General features: G+C 62.9%; 24 protein-coding genes. 10 read left to right on the top strand and 14 right to left on the bottom strand.

The window, feature by feature from the left end:
* Positions 1-2 precede the first annotated feature (2 nt).
* The 5 genes from LCM24_RS06215 to LCM24_RS06195 are packed head-to-tail and all read right to left on the bottom strand — an operon-like array spanning position 3 to position 5,189.
* Positions 3-371 (bottom strand): (2Fe-2S) ferredoxin domain-containing protein, encoded by a 369-nt coding sequence (locus LCM24_RS06215; RefSeq protein ID WP_224803477.1) that lies wholly within the window; start codon positions 369-371, stop codon positions 3-5.
* Positions 361-2,481 (bottom strand): alpha/beta hydrolase family protein, encoded by a 2,121-nt coding sequence (locus LCM24_RS06210; protein WP_224803196.1) that lies wholly within the window; start codon positions 2,479-2,481, stop codon positions 361-363. The genes LCM24_RS06215 and LCM24_RS06210 overlap by 11 nt, the downstream gene beginning before the upstream one ends.
* A gap of 42 nt (positions 2,482-2,523) precedes the next feature.
* A complete protein-coding gene (locus LCM24_RS06205; RefSeq protein ID WP_224803195.1) occupies positions 2,524-3,030 on the bottom strand; it encodes a DUF2497 domain-containing protein in 507 nt (168 codons plus the stop codon).
* Positions 3,031-3,086: 56 nt separating this feature from the next.
* Positions 3,087-4,589, bottom strand: a complete 1,503-nt coding sequence (locus LCM24_RS06200; RefSeq protein WP_224803194.1) for a TolC family outer membrane protein — start codon at positions 4,587-4,589, stop codon at positions 3,087-3,089.
* Positions 4,590-5,189 carry a protein-L-isoaspartate O-methyltransferase family protein gene (locus LCM24_RS06195; protein WP_160595921.1) on the bottom strand — a complete coding sequence of 200 codons (600 nt, stop codon included), beginning with the start codon at positions 5,187-5,189 and terminating at the stop codon, positions 4,590-4,592.
* A gap of 159 nt (positions 5,190-5,348) precedes the next feature.
* Between LCM24_RS06195 and LCM24_RS06190 the strand changes: the two genes are divergently transcribed.
* From LCM24_RS06190 to LCM24_RS06180, 3 genes are all read left to right on the top strand, one after another.
* On the top strand, positions 5,349-6,866 hold the full coding sequence (locus LCM24_RS06190) for a fumarate hydratase (RefSeq protein ID WP_412093796.1): 1,518 nt from the start codon (positions 5,349-5,351) through the stop codon (positions 6,864-6,866).
* Positions 6,867-6,947: 81 nt separating this feature from the next.
* Positions 6,948-8,192: a sensor histidine kinase gene (locus LCM24_RS06185; protein WP_318247360.1), complete on the top strand. Its 1,245-nt coding sequence runs from the start codon at positions 6,948-6,950 to the stop codon at positions 8,190-8,192.
* Positions 8,185-8,922 (top strand): LytR/AlgR family response regulator transcription factor, encoded by a 738-nt coding sequence (locus LCM24_RS06180; protein ID WP_090477030.1) that lies wholly within the window; start codon positions 8,185-8,187, stop codon positions 8,920-8,922. The genes LCM24_RS06185 and LCM24_RS06180 overlap by 8 nt, the downstream gene beginning before the upstream one ends.
* A 91-nt stretch (positions 8,923-9,013) precedes the next feature.
* Here the strand turns inward: LCM24_RS06180 and LCM24_RS06175 are convergent, their stop codons facing one another.
* Positions 9,014-9,319 (bottom strand): UrcA family protein, encoded by a 306-nt coding sequence (locus LCM24_RS06175; RefSeq protein ID WP_224803192.1) that lies wholly within the window; start codon positions 9,317-9,319, stop codon positions 9,014-9,016.
* Between the two features lie 204 nt (positions 9,320-9,523).
* On the opposite strand from LCM24_RS06175, the gene LCM24_RS06170 reads away from it, so the two are divergent.
* The 4 genes from LCM24_RS06170 to LCM24_RS06155 all read left to right on the top strand — a co-directional run bounded on the left by LCM24_RS06170 (position 9,524) and on the right by LCM24_RS06155 (position 11,799).
* Complete coding sequence (locus LCM24_RS06170) at positions 9,524-9,790, top strand: hypothetical protein (protein ID WP_090477026.1); 267 nt, start codon at positions 9,524-9,526, stop codon at positions 9,788-9,790.
* Positions 9,791-9,829: 39 nt separating this feature from the next.
* Entirely contained in the window at positions 9,830-10,687 is an 858-nt protein-coding gene (locus LCM24_RS06165) for a diacylglycerol kinase family protein (protein WP_224803191.1), read from the top strand.
* Positions 10,677-11,537 (top strand): metallophosphoesterase family protein, encoded by an 861-nt coding sequence (locus LCM24_RS06160; RefSeq protein WP_224803190.1) that lies wholly within the window; start codon positions 10,677-10,679, stop codon positions 11,535-11,537. Before LCM24_RS06165 ends, LCM24_RS06160 begins: the two co-directional genes overlap by 11 nt.
* Before the next feature lie 64 nt (positions 11,538-11,601).
* Positions 11,602-11,799: a hypothetical protein gene (locus LCM24_RS06155; protein ID WP_090478394.1), complete on the top strand. Its 198-nt coding sequence runs from the start codon at positions 11,602-11,604 to the stop codon at positions 11,797-11,799.
* A 107-nt stretch (positions 11,800-11,906) separates the two neighbouring features.
* Here LCM24_RS06155 and rpsI read toward each other — a convergent pair whose 3' ends face one another.
* From rpsI to LCM24_RS06130, 5 genes are all read right to left on the bottom strand, one after another.
* Positions 11,907-12,431 carry a 30S ribosomal protein S9 gene (gene rpsI, locus LCM24_RS06150; RefSeq protein ID WP_090477020.1) on the bottom strand — a complete coding sequence of 175 codons (525 nt, stop codon included), beginning with the start codon at positions 12,429-12,431 and terminating at the stop codon, positions 11,907-11,909.
* Positions 12,431-12,910: a 50S ribosomal protein L13 gene (rplM, locus tag LCM24_RS06145; protein WP_090477018.1), complete on the bottom strand. Its 480-nt coding sequence runs from the start codon at positions 12,908-12,910 to the stop codon at positions 12,431-12,433. Before rplM ends, rpsI begins: the two co-directional genes overlap by 1 nt.
* A gap of 166 nt (positions 12,911-13,076) precedes the next feature.
* Entirely contained in the window at positions 13,077-13,793 is a 717-nt protein-coding gene (locus tag LCM24_RS06140) for a hypothetical protein (RefSeq protein WP_224803189.1), read from the bottom strand.
* Positions 13,786-14,106, bottom strand: a complete 321-nt coding sequence (cutA, locus tag LCM24_RS06135) for a divalent-cation tolerance protein CutA (RefSeq protein ID WP_224803188.1) — start codon at positions 14,104-14,106, stop codon at positions 13,786-13,788. The genes LCM24_RS06140 and cutA overlap by 8 nt, the downstream gene beginning before the upstream one ends.
* A complete protein-coding gene (locus tag LCM24_RS06130; protein WP_224803187.1) occupies positions 14,103-15,128 on the bottom strand; it encodes a COX15/CtaA family protein in 1,026 nt (341 codons plus the stop codon). The genes cutA and LCM24_RS06130 overlap by 4 nt, the downstream gene beginning before the upstream one ends.
* Positions 15,129-15,269: 141 nt before the next feature.
* On the opposite strand from LCM24_RS06130, the gene LCM24_RS06125 reads away from it, so the two are divergent.
* The 3 genes from LCM24_RS06125 to LCM24_RS06115 all read left to right on the top strand — a co-directional run bounded on the left by LCM24_RS06125 (position 15,270) and on the right by LCM24_RS06115 (position 17,255).
* Positions 15,270-15,674: a MerC domain-containing protein gene (locus LCM24_RS06125; RefSeq protein WP_090477010.1), complete on the top strand. Its 405-nt coding sequence runs from the start codon at positions 15,270-15,272 to the stop codon at positions 15,672-15,674.
* Between the two features lie 9 nt (positions 15,675-15,683).
* Positions 15,684-16,655 carry a sulfur carrier protein ThiS gene (gene thiS / locus LCM24_RS06120; RefSeq protein ID WP_224803186.1) on the top strand — a complete coding sequence of 324 codons (972 nt, stop codon included), beginning with the start codon at positions 15,684-15,686 and terminating at the stop codon, positions 16,653-16,655.
* A 72-nt stretch (positions 16,656-16,727) separates the two neighbouring features.
* Positions 16,728-17,255, top strand: coding sequence for a hypothetical protein (locus tag LCM24_RS06115; protein ID WP_090478392.1), 528 nt, complete (start codon positions 16,728-16,730; stop codon positions 17,253-17,255).
* On the opposite strand, the gene LCM24_RS06110 is transcribed toward LCM24_RS06115, so the two are convergent.
* The 3 genes from LCM24_RS06110 to ggt form a co-directional block, all read right to left on the bottom strand.
* Positions 17,222-17,923 carry an HAD family hydrolase gene (locus tag LCM24_RS06110; protein ID WP_224803185.1) on the bottom strand — a complete coding sequence of 234 codons (702 nt, stop codon included), beginning with the start codon at positions 17,921-17,923 and terminating at the stop codon, positions 17,222-17,224. The genes LCM24_RS06115 and LCM24_RS06110 overlap by 34 nt on opposite strands.
* A 5-nt stretch (positions 17,924-17,928) precedes the next feature.
* Positions 17,929-19,731, bottom strand: coding sequence for an AMP-dependent synthetase/ligase (locus tag LCM24_RS06105; protein ID WP_412093792.1), 1,803 nt, complete (start codon positions 19,729-19,731; stop codon positions 17,929-17,931).
* Between the two features lie 111 nt (positions 19,732-19,842).
* Positions 19,843-21,555 carry a gamma-glutamyltransferase gene (ggt, locus tag LCM24_RS06100; RefSeq protein ID WP_224803184.1) on the bottom strand — a complete coding sequence of 571 codons (1,713 nt, stop codon included), beginning with the start codon at positions 21,553-21,555 and terminating at the stop codon, positions 19,843-19,845.
* Position 21,556 lies beyond the last annotated feature (1 nt).

Below are 21,556 nucleotides of genomic sequence, written 5' to 3'. Positions count from 1 at the left end.
GGCTATTCCGGCGCCTGGAGCCTATATTCTTCTACCGGAACACCGCCGATGAGGTGACGCTGGATGATGGCCTCGAGGACTTCTTCGTTGCAGGAATGATACCAGACGTTCTCCGGCCACACGACAGCAATCGGACCTTTCGCGCAGATCTGCAGGCAATCGGCCTTGCTACGCTGGACTGTCGCTTCCCGGCCGACGAGGCCGAGTTCCTTCATCCTCTTCTTGAGATAGTTCCAGGCCGCCTTGCCGTCCTCGCGCGAGCAGCATTTCTGCTTCTCGCTGACGGCGCACAGGAAAATCTGCCGCTCGACACCCCCCGCCCCGATCTTGGCAAAGGCGCGCCGGGCTTTCTCCAGCGACTTACTCACTATCGCTTTCCGGCTTCAGCCAGCGATCGAGCCAGGCGAATACGGTGTTATGCCATTGAAGTGAGTTCTTCGCGCCGAGAACCCAGTGGTTCTCGGTCGGGAAGATCAGCAACTGGCTCGGGATCTGGCGCTCCTGCAGGGCAGTGAAGCTCGCGAGGCCTTGCGTGTAGGGTACGCGGAAGTCCTGTTCGCCGGCGATGACGAGCATGGGAGTCTGCCAGTTCTCGACGTAGTTCACCGGGTTCCAGCGCTCATAGGCTTCGCTGTTTTCGGCATAGGAGCCTCCGAATTCCCATTTGGGAAACCACAGCTCTTCCGTCGTGTAATAGAAGCTGCGCATATCGAAGAGGCCGTCGTGCTGGACAAGGCAGTCGAACCGGTCGGGCCATTGTCCGGCGATCCAGTTCATCATGTAACCGCCGTAACTTGCACCCATTGCACAGGCGCGGGTGCCATCGATCTGGCTGTCCTTCTCCAGCGCTGCGGCGAGGCCCAGTTGCAGGTCTTCGAGGGGCTTTCCGCCCCAATCATTACGGATGCTGTCGGTGAAGGCCTGCCCGTAGCCCGTCGATCCATGGAAATCGACGGAGATGACGGCATAACCCTGGCTGGCGACGACACGGGGATTCCACCGGCTCGACCAGCCGTCGTTGAACGATCCTTGGGGGCCGCCGTGCACATACAGGATGGCGGGCATGGGCCCTTCCTGCCCGTCGAGCTTGGTAATCTGGCCCCAGACGGTATCGCCGCCCGCGCCGGTGAAACTGAAGCGTTCGACCACGACAGGAGCGAGCCGTTCCATCACGTCGGCCGCTACCTGCGTCATCGGCTTGGCCTGGCCCCAGTCCCGCGACAGGTACATTTCGGACGGCGCACCGATCGAATTGCGTGTGAAGAGCAAATCGCCGCCATGCAGCGGTGTGATGTCTGAAATCCGCGCCTCGTTTCCGGCCATCAGATCGAGCCGCTCGACCGAGCCGTTACGCGGGTCGATGCGGTATGCGGGCGTATCGAGCACGTCCTGTGCCCCGGCAACCAGCCAGCGCGAATCCGGCGTCCAGGCGAGGCTCTGGAAGCTGCGGTCGAAGGCCGAGGTAAGGGCGGTCGTCACGCCGGTCTTGAGATCGCGCAGCATGACCACCTGGCGGTCGGCCTCGTAGGTGGGGCGCGCCATGGCGACATAGGCCAGGTACTGGCCGTCGGGCGAGGGGGTGGGAAGTGCGTCCAGCGCCTCGTTCTCGGCGGTCAGGTTTACCGGCGCATTGCCGGACAAATCCGAGAACCAGATGTCGAGATTGGTGGAGTAGGGCTCGCCCGCGCCGCTTTCCCGCGCGGTAAAGAACACGCCGTTGCCATCGCTCGACCATGCGACGTCCTCTCCGCCGCCGAAGGGCATCGTCGGGGTGTCGCCGTTCGGGCCGCCTGCACCCAGCGGGCCGTCGACGGCCGTACCCGTGCCTGTGGCGACACCGTTTTCGATCGGGAAGGTAAAGACACGGCTGAGCGTGCCGGGCGTTTCCCAGCTATCCCAGTGCCGGTAAAATCCGCCGTCGCCTTCATAGAGGCGACCGTCACCGGGCCCCGAGAGGTGCGCCTTCGCGCTATTATCGCAATCGATGGCGGTGCAGGTGCGCGCAATGTCGGTCCAGATCGCGATACGCGCGCCGTCGGGCGAGACGCTGTATCCGTGAACTGCGCGGGGCAGGGCGGTAACCTGGGACTTGTCCGAAACCGTTCCGTCCGCAGCGATCCGTGCGCGCCAGACCTGGCTCGTCGCATCGTCTCCCTCGCCGTCGGCCATGAAATACAGCCAGTTGTCGTCGGCGAAGGATGCCGATCCGCCATCGATGTCGAGTGGGATAGGGGCGCTGTCCGGCTCTGCAAGCGAGCGCAGGTAAAGCGTGCTGGTCCGCTTGTAGCTTTCCGGGTCGGTGATCGTCACCGCGTAGACCGCGTGCGTGCCTTCGGGATTGACCGCCGGACTTCCGAGGCGCGGCATGGTCACGAGATCCTGCGCGCTCATCGGTGCAGCTGCGTCTTGCGCAGCGAGCGGCGTGGCGAGGAGCGCGAGTGCGCTAGCGAGCGGGAGTGCGGCCCGGATGTTCTTCGTCATGGCGCGCGGTGTAGCGCGCACAAGTGCCCAAGGGTAGGGGAATTAGCTCTTCTTGCCGGCGATGCGGGCGATCTCTGCTTTCACGAGGTCTTCGACCATCCCGGGCAGGTTGTTATCGAGCCATTCCGCCAGCATCGGGCGCAGCATATCGCGCACCAGGCCCTCGAGCGAAGTTTCGCCCTGACGCACGATCTGCGGCTGCTTGCCGGGCTGCGAAAGCATGGCGAGCGCGGCAAAGTTATCGCGCATGGCCTGACGGGTATCGCCGCGGGTCAGGGCGTCCGCGTCGTCATCATCCTCGTCAGACGTGTGAGCGTCCGCATTGCTGGAAGCCGCAACATCGACAGCGATCTCTTCGCCGAGATCGTTGCCCAGTTCGAGCACATCTTCGGCTTCCTGCTCGTCGACGGGTTCGCTGGTTTCGGCTGGCGCTGCACGGCGGCTGCGACGCTCGGCGATCATCTCGCTGCGCTCTTCACTATCGCGTGCGATGACTTTCTTGATCGAGTCGAGGATTTCCTCGACCGAAGGTTCGCCCTGCTGTCCCATGCCTGTCCCTGTTGCCTCCAACGAATCCCGAATCGGGACGCTTGGTATAGACCAGCCTAATCGGCCGAGTCAGCAGTTTCGGGAATTTCCGCAGTCGCAGCAGGGACATCCACCGTCCTCGGGGACTGCGCGACCGGGTCGGGATCCCGCGCCCAGTCGAAGATATTGCCGCTCACGCGGTCGTAATTGACGACCGGATCGTAAAGGACGCCTTCGTCCGCAAGGCCCAGATCGCGCGCTTCGGCACGGCCCATTGCGGCGAGGAGGCTGAAGCCTGCGACATAGGCATTGCGGCGCGCGGTCACGAGCTGGACGCGGCTTTGCAGCAATTCCTGTTCGGCATTGAGCACGTCGAGGATCGTCCGGTTGCCGATCGAGTTCTCCGCACGCACGCCTTCGAGACTCAGTTCGGCGGCGGAAACTGCCGATTGCGAACTTTCGATGATGGCGAGGCTGGCCTGCCAGCTCGACCACGAGGCCCTGACCTGCGCAATCACGTCGCGTTCTGCGGCGATGACGTTTTCGAGCGCAGCGGATGCGCGGGCCTGCGCCTGGCGCTGGAGGGCTGCGGTCCGGCCACCCTGGAAGATCGGGAGGCGGAGGGAAACACCCATCGATGCGCCGGCTGCCGTCTGGTCGCTGGGCACGATCGGGCTATCCGGATCGGTCGGGTCGAGGCGCCCGTCAGCCACACTGCCAAGGAAGTTCTGGTAATCGTAGCCGGCGAAAACGGATACCCGCGGGAGACGTCCCGAACCGGCAACGTCGATATCGTAGCCCGCAGCGGCCGCCCGTTCGCGTGCGGCGATCAGGTCCGGATTCGATTCCAGCGCGATATCGACCGCCGTCGATACATCCTCAGGGAAGCCCGGAAGCGGGGGAGGGGGCGCGAGCTCGTTGGGGGCGTCGCCGACTAGGGCGATGTAGGTCTCGCGCGCGGCAATGAGGTTGGCTTGCGCGCTACGAAGATCGCCCTGGGCAACGGCGAGGCGCGCCTGCGACTGGGCCACATCGGTGCGCGTAAGGTCGCCAATCTCGAATCGGTCGCTCGTTGCATCGACGTTGATCGAGAGTACGTTCACCTGGTTGGTCGAAAGGGCGACCAGTGCCTGGCCGCGCAGGACGTCCATGTAGGCGGCAACGACCTGGCTGAAGATGGCGCTTTCAGTGGCGCGCAGATCGGCCCGGCCGGCATCGACACGTTCCTTGGCGGATCGAACGGCATTCTTGACCGCTCCGCCTGAATAGATCGGGACGCCGAGATCGACCCCGGCAGTCAGCGAACGGCCGGGAGCGAAGAAGCTGGTCGAATTCTGCTTCAGGACTTCGGTGTAGGTCGCAGTGCCATCGACCGACGGCAGGCCTGCAGCGCGCTCCAGAGGCACTCCGGCGTCGACCGCACGCAATTGCGCGCGCGCTGCCTCGAGTGTCGGATTATTCAAATACGCGTCGGTAAGCGCTTCCTGCAGCGTGTCGGCAAGCGCGGCACCCTGCGGAACAGCGATCGCTCCGACCGCTGCCGAAAGCGCCAGAATTTTGCGGACCCCTCCCGAAATCATTCAGAAACTCCAGCTTTCCGGTTTGTCGAATGCGCCGAGGCGGGGAACGCCCATTTCGGCGAGCGGCAGGAGCGCCAGCGCCTTGCCCGATTTGCGTCCGGTGGCGAGGCGGGTCACGCCGCGCTCGACCAGGCCGGTTACGATGCGCCCTTCTTCGGCCACCAGCTTGGCCACATTGGCAGGGACGTGCTCTACCGCGCCGTCGATCAGGACGAGCGTGTAATCGCCCTTTTTCTTCGTTGCCGCAGCCTTGTCCGCACCGAGCACCTCGACCGAGCCGACCAGCGGTTCGACCAGGGCGGGCAAATATCCGCTGCCGCCATCGATCACGAGAACCCTGTCCTCGCTCGAAGGGCGTGCTTCGGCCAGCATCGCACCGTGAAACAGCGGCGCAGGCAGGAAACCGCCATCGGCAAGCCGGATGGCGCGGTCCATATAGGCCGTGCCCTTGGCGTTGTCGGGTACGAAGTCTTCGCGCGGCACGGTGCCCATGCGTTCGATGACGAAAGCCTCGTTGACACCGCTGGTGCGCAACTGGCTGTCGATCATCGCCTTGCGGGCGACGGAGAAATCGGGGCGAGTGGTCGTTGTAGTGTTCATGGCTATCCGCGAGCTGTATTACAGTAATAACACGCTTATGCAAGCTCCCGTTGCCTTAGGCGCAAGACCCGTTGCTTCCAAGCGCTTTGACCGATGGCCTCAATCGCGCCTATCGGGGAGCGCAAATCTGCAACATGGGAACGCGCGGCGATGAGCGACATGATAACCATCAAGGAACAGGACCTGATCGAGAGCGTGGCCGACGCTCTGCAATACATCTCCTATTATCACCCGATGGATTACATCCGCGCCCTGGGTGAGGCGTACGAGGCTGAGAAGGGCCCGGCGGCCAAGGACGCGATCGCGCAAATCCTGACGAACAGCCGCATGTGTGCGGAAGGTCATCGTCCGATTTGCCAGGACACGGGCATCGTCAATGTCTTCGTGAAATGGGGCATGAATTGCCGCCTCGATTCGAAGCGCTCTCTTCAGGAAGTCGTCGATGAGGGCGTGCGCCAGGCATACAACCACCCCGACAACAAGCTGCGCGCCTCGATCCTGGCCGATCCCGCCTTCACCCGCCGCAACACGCGCGACAACACGCCCAGCGTACTCTCTGTGGAGATGGTGCCCGGCGATACTGTCGAGATCGACGTCGCAGCCAAGGGCGGCGGCAGCGAGAACAAGTCCAAGTTCAAGATGATGAACCCGTCGGACAACATCGTCGACTGGGTGGTAGAACAGCTTCCCTCCATGGGCGCGGGCTGGTGCCCTCCGGGCATGCTCGGCATCGGGATCGGGGGTACGGCCGAACACTGCATGAAGCTGGCCAAGCTGTCGCTGATGGACCCGATCGACATGGGGCAGCTCAAGCAGCGCGGTGCGCAGACTGACCTCGAACAGCTGCGGATCGATATCTTCGATGCGGTCAATGCGCAGGGTATCGGTGCCCAGGGGCTAGGCGGCCTGTCGACCGTGCTCGATGTCAAAATCATGGATGCGCCCTGCCATGCGGCGGGAAAGCCCGTGGCGATGATTCCCAATTGCGCCGCGACGCGTCATGCGCATTTCACGCTCGACGGATCGGGTCCCGCCTATCTCGACCCGCCGAATATCGACGAATATCCGCAGGTCACGTGGAAGCCGGATTCGGCCGCGCGGCGCGTGGACCTCAACTCGCTGACGCAGGAAGAGGTCGCCAGCTGGAAACATGGCGATCGCCTGCTCCTGTCCGGCAAGATGCTGACCGGGCGCGATGCCGCGCACAAGCGCATCAAGGACATGCTGGAGGCCGGTGAAGAGCTTCCCGTCGAATTCAAGGGCAGGGCGATCTACTATGTCGGCCCGGTCGATCCGGTCATGGGCGAGGTCGTCGGTCCCGCGGGTCCGACCACTGCCACGCGCATGGACAAGTTCACCGAGATGATGCTCGACCTCGGCCTTCTCGCCATGATCGGCAAGGCCGAACGCGGCCATGACGCGGTCGAGGTCATCAGCAGATTCAAGGTGGCCTACCTCATGGCCACCGGCGGGGCCGCCTATCTGGTCAGCCGCGCGATCAAGGGGGCGGAGGTCGTCGCTTTCGAGGACCTCGGCATGGAGGCGATCTACGAGTTCGAAGTTCAGGACATGCCTGTCACCGTTGCCGTGGATAGCGAAGGCAAGAACGTCCACACGCTAGCCCCCGCCGAATGGCGCCGGCGCATAGCGGAAAACGATCTCGAACCCGCCGAATAGCATTCATCATCGACCAACGGCATGAGCCGTTCGACCGCCGGACTTCCCTTGTGACCGGCGGACAGGCACATAGGGCCTGTTTTGAACGCTGAACGCCAGATGAATTCGGAAGTCGCCAATGTCCCGGTCAGGACGGTCCTCGTCTCGATCGCAGGGTTGTGGCTGGCCTATTTCCTGCTGATCACAGCCCGCGGTGCGGTTGTCGGTCTGGAAATGCAGGACGCGCTGTTGTGGCGCCGTTTCCTGGTCTGTGTCGCCGGGGCGGGGGTAACCGTCCTGCTGTGGCTATGTATCCGGCTCTTCATGCGCCACACGCTGGCGGTGAAGATGTGGGTGGCCATCGTCATGGCCGCGCCTGCCTCGCTGCTGATTGCGCAGATCAACACCATGGTTTTCTCGCCCATCGAAGACCAGGTCCGGCAGGAAATAGGCGCGAAGAGGGGCCTCAATATCCGCCGCGACGAATCGGGCAACCTCCTCCTCGATGTGCCCGCGCCCATTCCCGATAACGGAGGAGCGGGCGACGGATCACCCGGTGCCGATAGCCAGACCGTCACGGCATCCATCGTAATCGAGCCGGCACCGACTGCTGCCGACACCTGGCGCCGACTGACGGACCTCGCGCTCAGCCGCTATTTCCTGCTGCTCGCATGGGCCGCGCTCTATCTGGCAATGTTCGCCGGAGTTCAGGCCAGGGCCGCAGAGCGCAGGGGCGAGCGGTTCAGGAGCGCCGCGAAGGCGGCCGAGCTGCGCAGCTTGCGTTACCAGGTCAATCCGCACTTCCTGTTCAACACGCTCAATTCCCTTTCTGCCCTGGTGATGACCGGCAAGGAGGATCGCGCCGAACAGATGATCCAGTCGATATCGCGCTTCTATCGCCACTCGCTCGCAGACGATTCCACCGGCGATGTAACGCTCGAAGACGAAATCGACCTGCAGGAACACTACCTCGAGATCGAGTCCGTCCGTTTTCCCGAGCGGCTGAAAGTCGATGTCGACCTTCCGCGAGACCTTGCCCAGCTGAAAGTGCCCGGCATGATCCTGCAGCCGCTGGTCGAAAACTCGGTCAAGTACGGGGTTTCGGCCAGCAACAAGCCGGTGACCATCAGGATCGTCGCGCGCGAGGAATACGGACGATTGGTGCTGCGTGTCAGCGACAACGGGCCGGGAATGCCAAGCGGGCATAAGGGCGGCTTCGGGATCGGCCTCGCCAACGTCCGCGATCGTCTGGAGGCGCGGTTCGGGAACGAGGCGTCGATCACATCCGGCGCATCGCTCGACGGTTACGAAACAGAACTCCGACTACCGATGGTGAAGCATGGCTGACGAGAACGGCGATAAACTCAAAACCCTGATCGTCGATGACGAGCCGCTCGCGGTTGAGCGCATGCAGGTGATCTGCGCGAAAATGGAAGACCTTTCGGTCGTGGGCACGGCAAGCGACGGTGCGCAGGCACTGCGCTTGATCGAGGCCCTGGGGCCGGACCTGATCCTGCTCGACATGACCATGCCCGAGGTGGACGGCCTGTCGGTCGCCCGCGAGCTTGCCGGCCAGGACGAACGTCCGGCGGTGGTTTTCGTAACGGCGCACGACAACTATGCGGTGGAAGCTTTCGACCTCGACGCAGTCGACTATGTGCTGAAGCCGGTCAAACCGGAACGGCTGGAGCGCGCAATCCAGCGCGCCCTGTCACGGCGCACCGATACAGAGCGCAGCGAGAGCAAGTGGCTCGAGGAATTGTGGATCCCGCATCGCAGCGAGCTTATTCGGATCGAAACCGATGAAGTAAGCCGCATCGATGCCGAACGCGATTACGTGCGCCTGCATGTCGGAGACAGGTCCTATCTCCTGCTGCAGACGATCGCGGGGCTGGAAAAGCGGCTGGACCCAGCGAAATTCATTCGCATCCATCGTTCGACCATCCTCAAGAAGGAACACATCAAGGGCCTGCGCCACGATGGGCTTGGCGTGTGGTCGGTGGAAATGGATGACGGTGAGGCGCTGCGCATCGGGCGGACCTACCTGCCCAAGGTCAAGGCGATGGCGGGCCGCTAAAAGTCTGGCGAATTCGCCGAGGAAAAGGGAGGACCCCGACCGGGGGACTGCATTCCGATCGGGGTCCAGAGGATTAGACGGACTGGGGGTATCAGCCGCCTCTTGCGTGCCGTTCTACGACGGCAGCAAACTGGGCATCGATCATTTCCTTGGTTTCATCATAGCAGCGCTGGGAATCGCGGCTGCGGATGCGCGATCCGAGACGCGTTTCGTCAAGGCCGCAAACCTTCCGCGCCGCCGCTTCGATGCGGTATTCCAGACGTTCCAGGCCTTCCGGCGAGGACAGGTTGAGGTCGCGATATTCGACTGAAATCGATTCTTCCTGCGCCTTGGTTGCAGATGCGGCACCGGGCGCTGCAAGGGCAATGGCGGCGAGCATAATCAGGGGGGTCTTCATAACATCTCTCCAGTTGGCGGCAGGCCCCGGGTGTCTAGGGGGACTGTTGGGGTAGGGCCTGCCGCTGCACACCGTATTACTCAGCTACAACTGTAGTCGCACGCCTGTATCGACCGGCGGCGACGGCGATTGGACGATTTGCGTTCAACCTCCGACGAAGCGCGATTCGCAATCTGCGAACGACAGGCCTATTCTTTCGCCCCTATGCTTCTGGTTGTTCTTTTCGTTCTCGGGGTCGCCAATTTTGCCGTTCATCGGGCCGTGCTCGACAGTGGACACCCCATGCTCGATGCGCTCCCCGGCTTTTATCGCAGCGCCGGAGGCCGCATGTCGCTCGGCTTCGAGTTCCTGGTGTTGCTGGCCGCGATGCTTCTGGCGGGTAACGGATGGCCCGGCGCGGTCACTGCGTATGGCGTCTATAGCGTGCTGAATCTCGGGACGGCGTGGCTGGTTTTGTCGGGCCGGATATAGCCTCGGGGAACCGCCTCGGAGCTGGCGCGCTAAACCCCTATGCCGACTGAGGAAACCATCTGGCTTCTGTGCAACGCCGAAAGCGGTAGCAATAGCGACGCTGCGCTCGAAACGCTCGACACCTATTGCTGCGATCACGGCTTCAACATTTCGCGGCGAATTTGCTTCCCGGACGAAGAACTGCCCAACGCAAAGGATCTCGAAGATGCCGGGATCGAACGCCTCGCAATCTTCACGGGGGACGGCACGTTGAATGCGGCCATCACCAATCTTTACGGTTGGTCAGGTGAAATCCTCGTGCTGCCGGGCGGCACGATGAACCTCCTGTGCAAGAGGTTGCACGGTGAAGACGCCGATCTCGAAACGATCGTGACGCGTGTTGCAAAGGGCGCAGGACGCAGGGTCAGGCCCAATGTCGCACGCTGCGAAGCGGGCGATGCACTTGCAGGGCTGCTTGTGGGGCCGGCAACCGCCTGGGGCGATGTGCGCGAAGCCATGCGCGACGTGGACGTCGCCGCGCTCTCTGAAGAAACCGGCGACGCGGTCGCGCAGACCGCGGGAGGTGACAAGATTCATTGCCTCGAGCCCGCGCTCGGGCGCAAGGACGGCTACCCCCTGGTCGAAATCACACCCTCCCATCGCGGCATGCAGCTCGACGGCTATTACGCCGACACGACGACGGATTACCTGCGCCACGGTTTCTCCCTCTTGCGCCGCAGGTTCCGAGAGGGCCCGCACGAAAGGCTCGGCCTCGTCGACGAGATGGTGTTCGAAAGCCAGCAGAAGCAGGATATTCCCGTCCTCGTGGATGGGGAGAAGGGCAAAGTGAGCGCCGGATCCGCATTCACGGTGGCTGCATGCGAGGTTGATCTGCTAGCGACACACCATGGCTACTGACGCACGGCGCATATTCCATCTTTCGGACATTCACTTCGGGCTCGAAAACAATCGCGCCCTCGACTGGGTGAAGCAGGAGATTTCAGAGAAGCGTCCCGACGCCGTGGCGATCACGGGTGACTTGACCATGCGGGCGCGGCATCGTGAGTTCGCGGCGGCGACAAGCTGGATCAATTCGCTGGATGCCCCGGTGACTGTCGAAGTCGGCAATCACGACATGCCGTATTTCAACCCGATCGAACGCTTCTTTGATCCATATCGCCGCTTTCGTGGAATGAGCGAGAAGGTCGAACGCGAAATCGACCTGGGCTGTCTCGCCATCATACCCCTGAAGACCGCTGTGCGCGCACAGCCGCGACTTAACTGGTCCAAGGGATGGGTCACCGATGCCGCGCTCGAAAAATGCCTGCGGATGATCGACAACCTGCCAGCGGGCGAGCAAGCGCTCGTTGCAGTCCATCACCCGCTTCGTGAAGTCGGCACGCAAGGGACTGCGCTGACGAAGAACGGCGACAAGGCCCTGCGCGAGCTGGCAAAACGCCCGGTCGCGGCCGTCTTGTCCGGTCACGTGCATGACGCCTTCGACATTCTCGAGGACACGGTAGAGGGTCCCGTCCGAATGATCGGTGCCGGTACGCTGTCCAAGAGGACGCGGTCCACACCGCCCAGCTTCAACGAAATTGCGTGGGACGGCGAGCGGCTCTCTGTCACAGTGCGCAATCTGGAGGATGTGCAGACCGGCGACATGCAGATCGACGATGTCCCTGAAAATGCACTGCCTCCCCGCGGCCCGGGAGAGCCCGTCGCTCCTGTCCGGCAAATCCCTCGGGTTGACCCGCCGGTTCACTGATCGTCGCCTAAGCAGATTTTAACCAGTTTCTGCGATGTCGGTTTTCTACAAAGGGAAACTGGCGATGGAATTTGTCAAAGCTGTGCCCCTTGGGGGCATCCTGACCTTCGTGGTTGCACTGATCATCGGATCGCAGGGGTCGCGCGGCGGCTTTCTGTCGATCTTCCGTGCCGACATGATGCAGTACGAGTTCTGGTGGAGCTGGCCGCTCTTTTTCGCAGGCACCGGCCTCGCCTGGATGATCATGATGATCCAGCGCTGACAGCCGGGCGACTGGCTCCGCAGCAATTCTCATAAGTTCAAACGAAAAGGGCGGCCCCAACCGGAGCCGCCCTTCCTCGGTGTTCGTAGAGAACCTTGGGAAGCGAATTAACGCTTCGAGAACTGGAAGCTACGACGTGCCTTGGCGCGGCCGTACTTCTTACGCTCGACCACGCGGCTGTCGCGGGTGAGGAAGCCGGCGGCCTTGACCGTCGAACGCAGGGCCGGCTCGTACTTGGCGAGAGCCTGCGAGATACCGTGCTTCACGGCGCCTGCCTGGCCCGAGAGACCGCCGCCCTTGACGGTGGCGACCACGTCGTACTGACCCTGGCGCTCGGTGATGGCGAACGGCTGGTCGATCACGAGGCGCAGCGTCGGACGTGCGAAGTACACTTCCTGATCGCGGCCGTTGACGGTGACCTTGCCGCTGCCCGGGACGAGCCAGACGCGTGCGGTAGCGTCCTTACGGCGACCGGTTGCATAAGCGCGGCCCTGGGCGTCGAGTTCCTGCTCGCGCAGGGGAACGTCGGCCTTGGCAGCGATCTCTGCCGAATCACCCTCGGGTGCGTCGCCGGCGATGTCCTTCAGATCAGCGAGATCCGAGACGGTTTCGTTCTTGGTTTCGTCAGCCATTATGCAACAGCCTTGTTCTTGCGGTTCATCGAAGCGACGTCGAGCGTCTTGGGCTTCTGGCCCTCATGCGGATGCTCGGTGCCGTTGTAGAGGTGGAGCGCCTTCATCTGCGCACGGCCAAGCGGGCCACGCGGGATCATGCGCTGCACGGCCTTTTCCAGGACGCGCTCGGGGAAACGGCCTTCCAGCACCTTGGCCGGGGTCGTTTCCTTGATGCCGCCGGGGTGGCCGGTGTGCTTGTAGTAAATCTTGTCGGTCATCTTCTTGCCGGTGAACTTCACCTTGTCGGCATTGATGACAATGACGTGATCGCCGCAATCGACGTGCGGAGTGTAGCTCGGCTTGTGCTTGCCGCGCAGGATGTTGGCGATGATCGCCGCAAGACGGCCGACGACGAGGTTTTCCCCGTCGATGATGTGCCAGTCCTTTTCGACCTCTGCCGGCTTGGCCGACTGGGTCACCTTGGTGAGAGCCTTCATGGCTTGATGTCCGTTTTCTCGAGTTCAACGTGCCGTGGGCCGACACGAAATCACATCGCAAGCCTTGAATCAGACCTGCTGAGCGCGCGCCAAATGGCCTTTGAACCTCGATTCGTCAAGCTTTTCCGCGCGTCTCAGGGGAGGTAAAATAGTACGCAGAGATAAATCAGGCGATTTCCCACACCTCGCCGGACTGGCGCGAAGTATCGCCGACAGTTGTCGTCACGGTTCGTTCGAATGTACGCAGCAGGCCGCTGAGAGGATCGACCTCGACCGTCACCGCCACTTCGTAGGAGCCCGAGAGCCCCTCAGAAAGTTCCACCGGACGCGCGTCGATCCGGGTCCCGGGGACAGGATAGATCAGATCCTGCGGTATTTGGCTGACCATTTCGGCCGCCGTCTTGCCGATATTCGTCACGAAATCCGCCGCGGTCTGCCTTTCGCTCGTGTTAGCGAAGGCGTCGTCGAACATTTCGATCGCTTGTCTGACGGCCTGGCGGGCGCCGACGCCCTGCCCTTGCGACCAGTCGACGATCAAACCTGTACGATCTAGTTCCAATGGCAGGAAACCGCTGGCATCGCGCTGCTCCTCGATCGCGGCCATTGCTTTTAGAGGAGGCGGGACCTGCACGCTGACGCCCACCTGTTGGCCGCTGAGCCGGGCGCCTGCGCCCAGCCTCTCGAACCTGCAGGACCAGTCGCGCACCACCTCGATGGTGGCACCTCCACGAAGGCTGCGGACCAGTTTGCGCCTCAGCCGGATCGGATATTGCGGAAATGCGACCGGCTTTCTGGGGGAGGCAATCACCAGCGTCGTGCCCATCGGCAGCAAGGCCAGCGCACCAAGGGCACGCAAGACGCTTCGCCGGTTCTTGTCAGTCATCGACCCCGCTCCCCAAATGCCCCAGCCAATCGGTCGTGGCCGTTCCGGCGATGCAGGGCCATCCGAGTATTGCCGGAGTGTCGTAAGGGTGCAAGTCTTCCAGCCGGGAAATTGCCCGCTCAAGCAAGGACTTGTCCGTTTTTATAAGGACCGGAATCTCTTCGCCTTCCCCGATCTCGGAATTCCAAACGAAAAGCGAGTGGATCGATGGCCCGACATTGATGCAGCCTATCAGCCCTTCCTCGATCAGGACGCGACCGGTTTCCTTCGCGCTATCCTCGTCGGGGAACGGACAATAGATCAGGGCGGTCACACCCTGCGTCCAAGAAGATGTGCGGCCCAAACGAAGGCTGCCACCAGCAGCGCGCCGACCACTTGGTGCGAAACCGCTATCCAGAGCGAAACGCCGGTCATGACGGTGGCGATGCCCAGCACGATTTGCGTCCCGAATGCCGAATGGATTGCGACAGAGGCTTTTCGCTCTAGGGGCCTCACCTTCCGGGCCATCACGATCAGCGCGGCGACGGCCACCCACGCCCACCAGCGGTGCATCCAGTGGATGAGGTAGGGATCGTGCGTCATCGCGTAGAGCAGGCCGCGCGAGCTATCGTATTCGGGAATGAAGCGCCCCTGCATCAGCGGCCAGCTGTCACTGGCGAGCCCGGCGTTGAGGCCCGCCACCCACGCAGCCAACAGCAATTGGATGCACAGCACGGCGCCGACCCAGCTCGCCGTAACAGTCCAGTGAGCCATGCGCTTGTTGCCTCGCGCAAATTGCCTGAGATCTAGCGCGACCCAGACCAGCGCGCCGAGCGTCAGCATGGCGGTAAGGAAATGGAGCGACAGCATGAAGTGGCTGACGTCGGTCATCGTCTCGTTGAGGCCGCTCTTGACCATGAACCAGCCGAAGACGCCTTGCAGGCCGCCGAGCGCCAGCAGTGCGACCAGGCGAAGCTTGTAGCCCTGCGGGATTGCCTTGCGGACCCAGAACCAGGCGAGTGGCAAGGCGAAGGCAAGGCCGATCAGCCGGCCCCAGAGCCTATGGAACCACTCCCAGAAATAGATGAACTTGAAGGCAGCCAGATCCATTCCGGCGGGTCCGGTCACATTCTTGTATTCGCCGGTGGCCTTGTAGAGGTCGAATTCCGCCTGCCATGCCGCATCGCTCAAAGGCGGGATCGCGCCCGTAATCGGCTTCCATTCGGTAATCGACAGGCCGCTTTCCGTGAGGCGTGTGATGCCGCCCACGGCGACCATCACGATAACCATGGCGGCGACGAAGAAGAGCCAGTTTGCAAGGGCAATCGGGCGAAGCTGCGCAGGATTGGAAATCATGACGCGCCTGTTTGCCGCCGCAGGACGCGAGCGCAAGTGAGAATCGCTCAACGGCAGGTTCGCCGCCTGCAAGTCCGGAAAAAGAAAGGTTTTAACGCGAGACCCTTGTATCACGTGATACTATCACATATCTCGCATGACATGTTGCAACGCGCCATTTCTCCGATTCGTCGGCGTCTCGACCGTGTCGGTATCGGCCTTTCGGGCCTGTGCGCGCTTCATTGCCTGCTTTCGATCGTGCTCGTTTCCGGCCTGGGCATCGGGGGGGAATTCTTCCTTGCACCCGAACTTCATCGCTGGGGGCTCGTTGTCGCCACGTTGATCGCGGCAGTTGCGATCGGCTGGGGCGCACTGCGCCACCGGATGGCCGCGCCTTTCGTGATCGCCATGACCGGCCTGACCTTTATGGGCGGTGCACTGGCCGTGCCGCACGGGATGAAGGAAGCGGTCCTGACGATTATCGGGGTCGCCCTCGTTTCGCTCGGACACATATTGAATATGCGCCATTGCCACTCCGCCGCTTGCAAGGAGCGCTGCGGAGACTAAGTCGGGCGCATGATTGCGCTGACTGTAAATGGCGAAACCCGCCGCACCGCTGCCTCGACCATCGCCCAACTCGTGCGTGAGCTCGAACTCGATCCGGCCAAGGTCGCCGTCGAGCACAATGGCGTGATTGCTCCGCGCAGCGAACTCGATTCGCACGCGATCGCGGATGGAGATACGCTCGAGATTGTCCATTTCGTGGGCGGCGGCCAGGGCGACGACAGCTGGAGCGTGGCCGGCAGGACTTTCAAGAGCCGCCTCATCGTGGGCACTGGCAAATACAAGGATTTCGAACAGAACGCGGCCGCGCTCGAAGCGAGCGGGGCGGAAATCGTCACCGTGGCGGTGCGCCGGGTCAACGTCAGCGATCCCAAGGCGCCGATGCTGACCGATTATATCGATCCGAAGAAGGTCACCTACCTGCCGAACACCGCGGGCTGCTTTACGTCCGAAGATGCCATCCGCACTTTGCGGCTGGCGCGCGAGGCAGGTGGCTGGGACCTCGTCAAGCTGGAGGTGCTGGGCGAAGCGCGCACGCTCTATCCGAACATGCGCGAAACACTCACTGCAACGGAAACGCTCGCCAAGGAGGGCTTCCTGCCCATGGTCTACTGCGTGGACGATCCGATCGCAGCCAAGCAGCTCGAAGATGCGGGCGCGGTCGCGGTCATGCCTCTCGGCGCACCTATCGGCTCGGGCCTCGGCATCCAGAACCGCGTGACGATCCGGCTGATCAAGGAAGGGGCAAATGTCCCCGTGTTGGTCGATGCGGGTGTCGGCACGGCCAGCGATGCTGCGGTGGCCATGGAACTGGGTTGCGACGGCGTGCTGATGAACACTGCGATCGCGGAATCGAAAGACCCGATCCGCATGGCCCGCGCCATGAAGCGGGCGGTCGAGGCCGGGCGCGATGCCTATCTCGCCGGACGCATGGCGACGCGTAAATACGCCGATCCGTCGAGCCCGCTGGCCGGTCTGATCTAACGCTGCGCGGCGCGCTTACCTGACGTTAACCATATTCGCGGACACTCTGCCTGTAACAGGGGGGTGCCGATCATGGCCGTTGCAAATACCGCTTCGATGACCATCGCAGAGATGCGCGAGTTCGCCAGCTTCACTGCGGCGGAACAGCGATACATCCGCCGCAGCCTCGATATCGGCCTCGGCCGATGCGATGCGTTTCGCATCTGGGGGCGCAATGCGGGCGAGAACGCAGCGATCCGCAGCCAGTATGTGACCTATCAGGAACTCAAGGCCCTGCGCGGTTCGATCCCGGTGGATTCGAGCCTTGACCGGATCGAGGGTTTCGTGGGCAAGCTCACTCGCGTCGCTGCCTTCGACCTGGCGCAGGAGCGGATCGACAGCTTCTCGGCTTTCCGGTTCCTCTACGAACGCCTCCTCGGCGCCGACGCACGGCCCTGGCTGCCAAGCGCCTTTTGCGCCGCAGCCGCCCTGCCTCAAATTCGGCCCGACCGGCGCAAGATGCTGCTGCAGTCGCTGAGCGAAGCCGCCGCGACCGCTCCCGGCTGGTCCGACCGCGCGCCGAGTTTCTACCCCGAGTTTATCGAGGAAGCGGCTGCCTGACCGTCTGTTCTGCCCGCCGCCGCACCGAAAAAATCTGCGACCTCGGTCCAGCTGCGCATCACGGCGTCCGCCCCGGCTCGTGCAAGGACTTCGGATTGATCGGGGGGCAAGTGTGAGGCGGCGACGAGGCCGATGACATGCATGCCGGCAGCCTTGCCAGCCAGAACCCCGCTTTCGCTGTCCTCTATTACGGTACATTGCGCCGGCGAGACTCCGAGCTGCTCTGCAGCATGCAGGAAAAGATCGGGTGCGGGCTTACCCTTGGGCACTTCCGATGCGCTGAAGACCCGCGGCCCGAAAGCGTCCACGAGGTCCAGTCTTCTGAGACACAAATCTAGTCGGGCTGGATGGCTCGACGATGCAATGCAATAACTGGTGCCAGACAGGGAGCGGATGAAGCTCTTAGCCCCCGGAACTTCTTCGAGCTCCCCGGCCAGCGCCGCCAGCGTGTTGTCGAAGAGCGTCTGCTCGAAATCCGCCGGTACAGGCGTTCCGAGGCGCCCCTCAATCATGCCGATCACATCGGAAAAGCGGCGACCACAATATTCACGCAATGCCTCTTCGAGCGTCGTAGGGTAACCGAGCGCGGTGATGGCGTCGGCCAGCACCTCATTCGCAAGCGTCTCGCTTTCCGCGATAACGCCGTCGAAATCGAAAATGACGGCCATAGCCGTTAGCTACGATAAAGCCCGTCCAAGCGGTCGCCGTAGCGTTCCTTGATCTTGTGGCGGCGGATTTTCATCGAGGGCGTCATTTCCTCGTTCTCGATGCTGAAGGCTTCGTCCGCGAAGGCGAACTGGCGGACCTTCTCGATGACCGACAGGTCCTTGTTCACGCGGTCGACCGCCTTGCGCACGGCGCTGCGGAACTCCGGATCGTCCTGAAGCACCTTGAGGTCGAACTTCTTGCCGTTGGCGCGCGACCATTCGACTGCCCATTCTGCATCCGGCACCAGCAGGCCGACGATGTAGGGACGCTTGTCGCCCGCCACCATGGCCTGGCCGATCTCGGGCTGCAGCGTCAGCATGCCTTCGATCTTCTGGGGCGCGACATTGTCGCCCTTGTCGTTGACGATCATGTCCTTCTTGCGATCGGTGATCACGATCCGGTCTTTCTCGTCCAAATGGCCGATGTCGCCCGTGTGCAGCCATCCGTCCTTGATCGTGCGCTCGGTTTCGGACTCGTTCTGCCAATAGCCGTGCATGACAAGCTCGCCGCGGCACAGGATTTCGCCATCCTCGGCGATCTTCACATCAACGCCGCGCATGGCCGGACCGACGGAATGCATCGCGATGCCTGCCTTGGGCCTGTTGCAAGCGATCACCGGGCCTGCCTCGGTCTGGCCGTAGCCTTGCAGCATGGTGAGTCCCATCGAGTCGAAGAAGATGCCGACTTCGGGGTTGAGCGGTGCGCCGCCCGATACCATCGCCTTCATCCGCCCGCCGAACCGCTGGCGGATCTTCGGCTTCAAGAGCCGCCCGACCATCGCATCTTTCAAACCGTCGCCGAACTGGCGCTTGCCCTCTGCCCGGCGCGCGCCGACTTCGAGCGCGGTGTTCATCAGCTTTTCGGCAAGGCCGCCCTGTTTCTGGACCTGCTTCATGATCCGCGTGCGCAGCACTTCGAACAGGCGCGGGACGACGACCATGATGGTGGGGCGGGTTTCCTCGATATTGCTCGCGAGCTTTTCCAGCCCTTCGGAATAGAAGATCTGCGCGCCCACGCTGATCGGCAGGAACTGGCCGCCGGTATGCTCATAGGCGTGCGACAGCGGGAGGAAGGATAGGAAGCGTTCTTCCTCGCCAAGTCCGAAATCCTCGATCAGGATTTCCGCCGCGCCCGCAGAATTGCACAGGATCGCGCCGTGATGCTGCTTCACCCCGCGCGGGGCACCGCCGGTGCCGCTGGTATAGATGATACAAGCCGTATCGCCCCGGCCGATCTCGGCAATGCGCTTCTCGACTGCGGCACGCGCAGCAACGGCGTCGCCTTCGATCATGGCCGACCAGTCGTGGTAGGTGAAGCTGCCCGACTGCTGGCGATGCAGGTCCTCGATGCCGATGACATGCTCGGCAATGCCGGTCGATTGCAGCGCGCCGTGCAGCGGCTTGAGCAGTTTTTCGGTCGAGACGATGACGGCGCGCGAGCCCGAATTGTCGAGGATATGGGCGTGATCGCGCTCTGTGTTCGTGACGTAGGCAGGAACCGTAATACACCCTGCAGCCATGATCGCGAGATCGGCAATGCACCACTCCGGGCGGTTCTCGGAGACGAGGCACACGCGGTCGCTGTCTTTGAGGCCGAGCCCGCGCAGGGCTTCTGCGAGCAGGCAGACGCGGTTTGCCGCTTCGCCCCAACTCATCGTTTGCCAGCTGCCATCCGCTTTCCAGCCGAGGAACGGCTGGTCGGACTTGGCATCGGCGCGCTTCAGGAAAAGTTCGACCAGATTGTTCGCGGAATCGATATCCGACAGCACAGGCAGGCTCCTCGAAAAACGTATGTTCTGTTCTGTTCTGACGCGGCAAGGCCGCACGGCAGGGGCTTAGGCTCACGCCGCGCCAACAGCAAGAGAGCCGCACCTCGCCCCTCAGGGCATATCGACAAATCCTTCGAGGCGCGGATCGCGCGCACTCTGCCACCTATCGCCGCGCATCAGAAGTGCGCCCGCCTTGATCGGCGCCTGGCGTATGACCAGCTCTTCGTGCCTGAGCGCGCGGAAGGCCTCCGCCTGATCCTCAAGCCATGTGCCTTCTTCCAGCAATACGCGCTCGCCGAAGGCCATCATGAACGGCAGGCGCAGCGCCTCTTCGGCCGATAATCCGAAGTCGATCGCTCCAATGATGGCGCGTGCGGTCGTCACAGGGATCGTGCTGCCGCCCGCAGCGCCGACGGCCATGAACGGACGTCCTTGGGAATCGTAGATCACGGTCGGTGACATGGACGAGCGCGGCCGTTTTCCGCCCTCGACACGGTTGGCCACCTCGCGTCCGTCCACGACAGGCGAACGGCTGAAATCGGTCAGCTCGTTGTTGAGATAGAAACCGCCCACCATCAGGCCGGAGCCGAACGCGCCCTCGATCGTCGAGGTGTAGCTCACCATCGTATTGTCGCTGTCGACGACCGCGAAGTGCGATGTGCCGTGTTCTTCCGGCTCGTCGCCATCGGCCATTGCAGTGGTGGCACCGGGAGGTGTTCCGGCTTTCGCCTCGGCCATCGACCCTTCAGGCGAAATCAGCGCGCTCCTGCCTGCAAGATAGGTGCGGTCGAGCAGCCCTTGGACCGGAACGCTCACGAAGTCGGTGTCGGCAAGGTAGATCTCGCGGTCGGCATAGGCGAGCCGCTGCGATTCGAGGAACAGGTGCCAGGTGACCGGATTGTCTGCGCCCAATGCTGCGAGGTCGAACCGCTCGAGCTGAAGCAGCATCTGCTGGACCGCCACGCCGCCCGATGTCGGCGGACCCATCGAGCAGATGCGATAGGTGCGATAGTTGCTGCAGACGGCACTGCGTTTTTTCGCCTCGTAGCCGGCGATGTCCTCATAGGTCATTGCGCCCGGTTTCGGCGTGTCTGCCGCCACGGCCGTTGCGATCGCAAGGGCGCGGGTGCCGGAATAGAATGCTTCGCGGCCGCCGCCGGCTAGCGATTCGAACGTGCGTGCCAGCGCCTCATTCTGCACCAGCGTGCCGACCGGAAGCGGCTCTCCGGAGGTGTCGTAAAAGAGGGCGCGCGCTTCGGCACTGTGGGCGGCGCGATCCTTGGACCGGCCAAGCGCATCGTGCATCCGCGGATTAATCTGGAAGCCTTCACGTGCCAGCTCGATGGCCGGGCCGAACAGCTCCGACCAAGCCAGCTTGCCATGCGCGGCATGGGCCTTCGCGGCGAGCGCGATATTGCCCGGCACGCCCACACTCAGGCCGCTGCGAACCGATTGCATGAATGGCGGCGTATTGCCCTCCTCGTCGAGGAACCAGTCGGGCGTTGCACCCGCGGGCGCCGTCTCGCGTCCATCGAATGTCGTGACATCGCCGTCGGCTTCGCCCCGCACCAGGAAGCCGCCACCGCCGATGCCGGAGCTCTGTGGCTCGACAACTGTGAGCGCGAGCATCACTGCGATCGCTGCATCGGTGGCGCTGCCACCCTTGGCGAGGATCGCCTCGCCCGCTTCCTGCGCGCGCGGATCGGCGGCGCTCACCGCTCCTGCGGGCACGGTGGCGACCGTGTCCTGAGGCGCGGGTGCGGGATAGGTCGCGCACCCGGTGAGGGCGAGCGATGCGAGCGAGGTTACGAAGATGTTTCTCATG

It is taken from the genome of Qipengyuania aquimaris (assembly GCF_020171965.1).
Classification (GTDB): domain Bacteria; phylum Pseudomonadota; class Alphaproteobacteria; order Sphingomonadales; family Sphingomonadaceae; genus Qipengyuania; species Qipengyuania aquimaris_A.
Note: the sequence above shows the minus strand (reverse complement) of the source record. Positions and strands in the feature narration are given on the sequence as shown.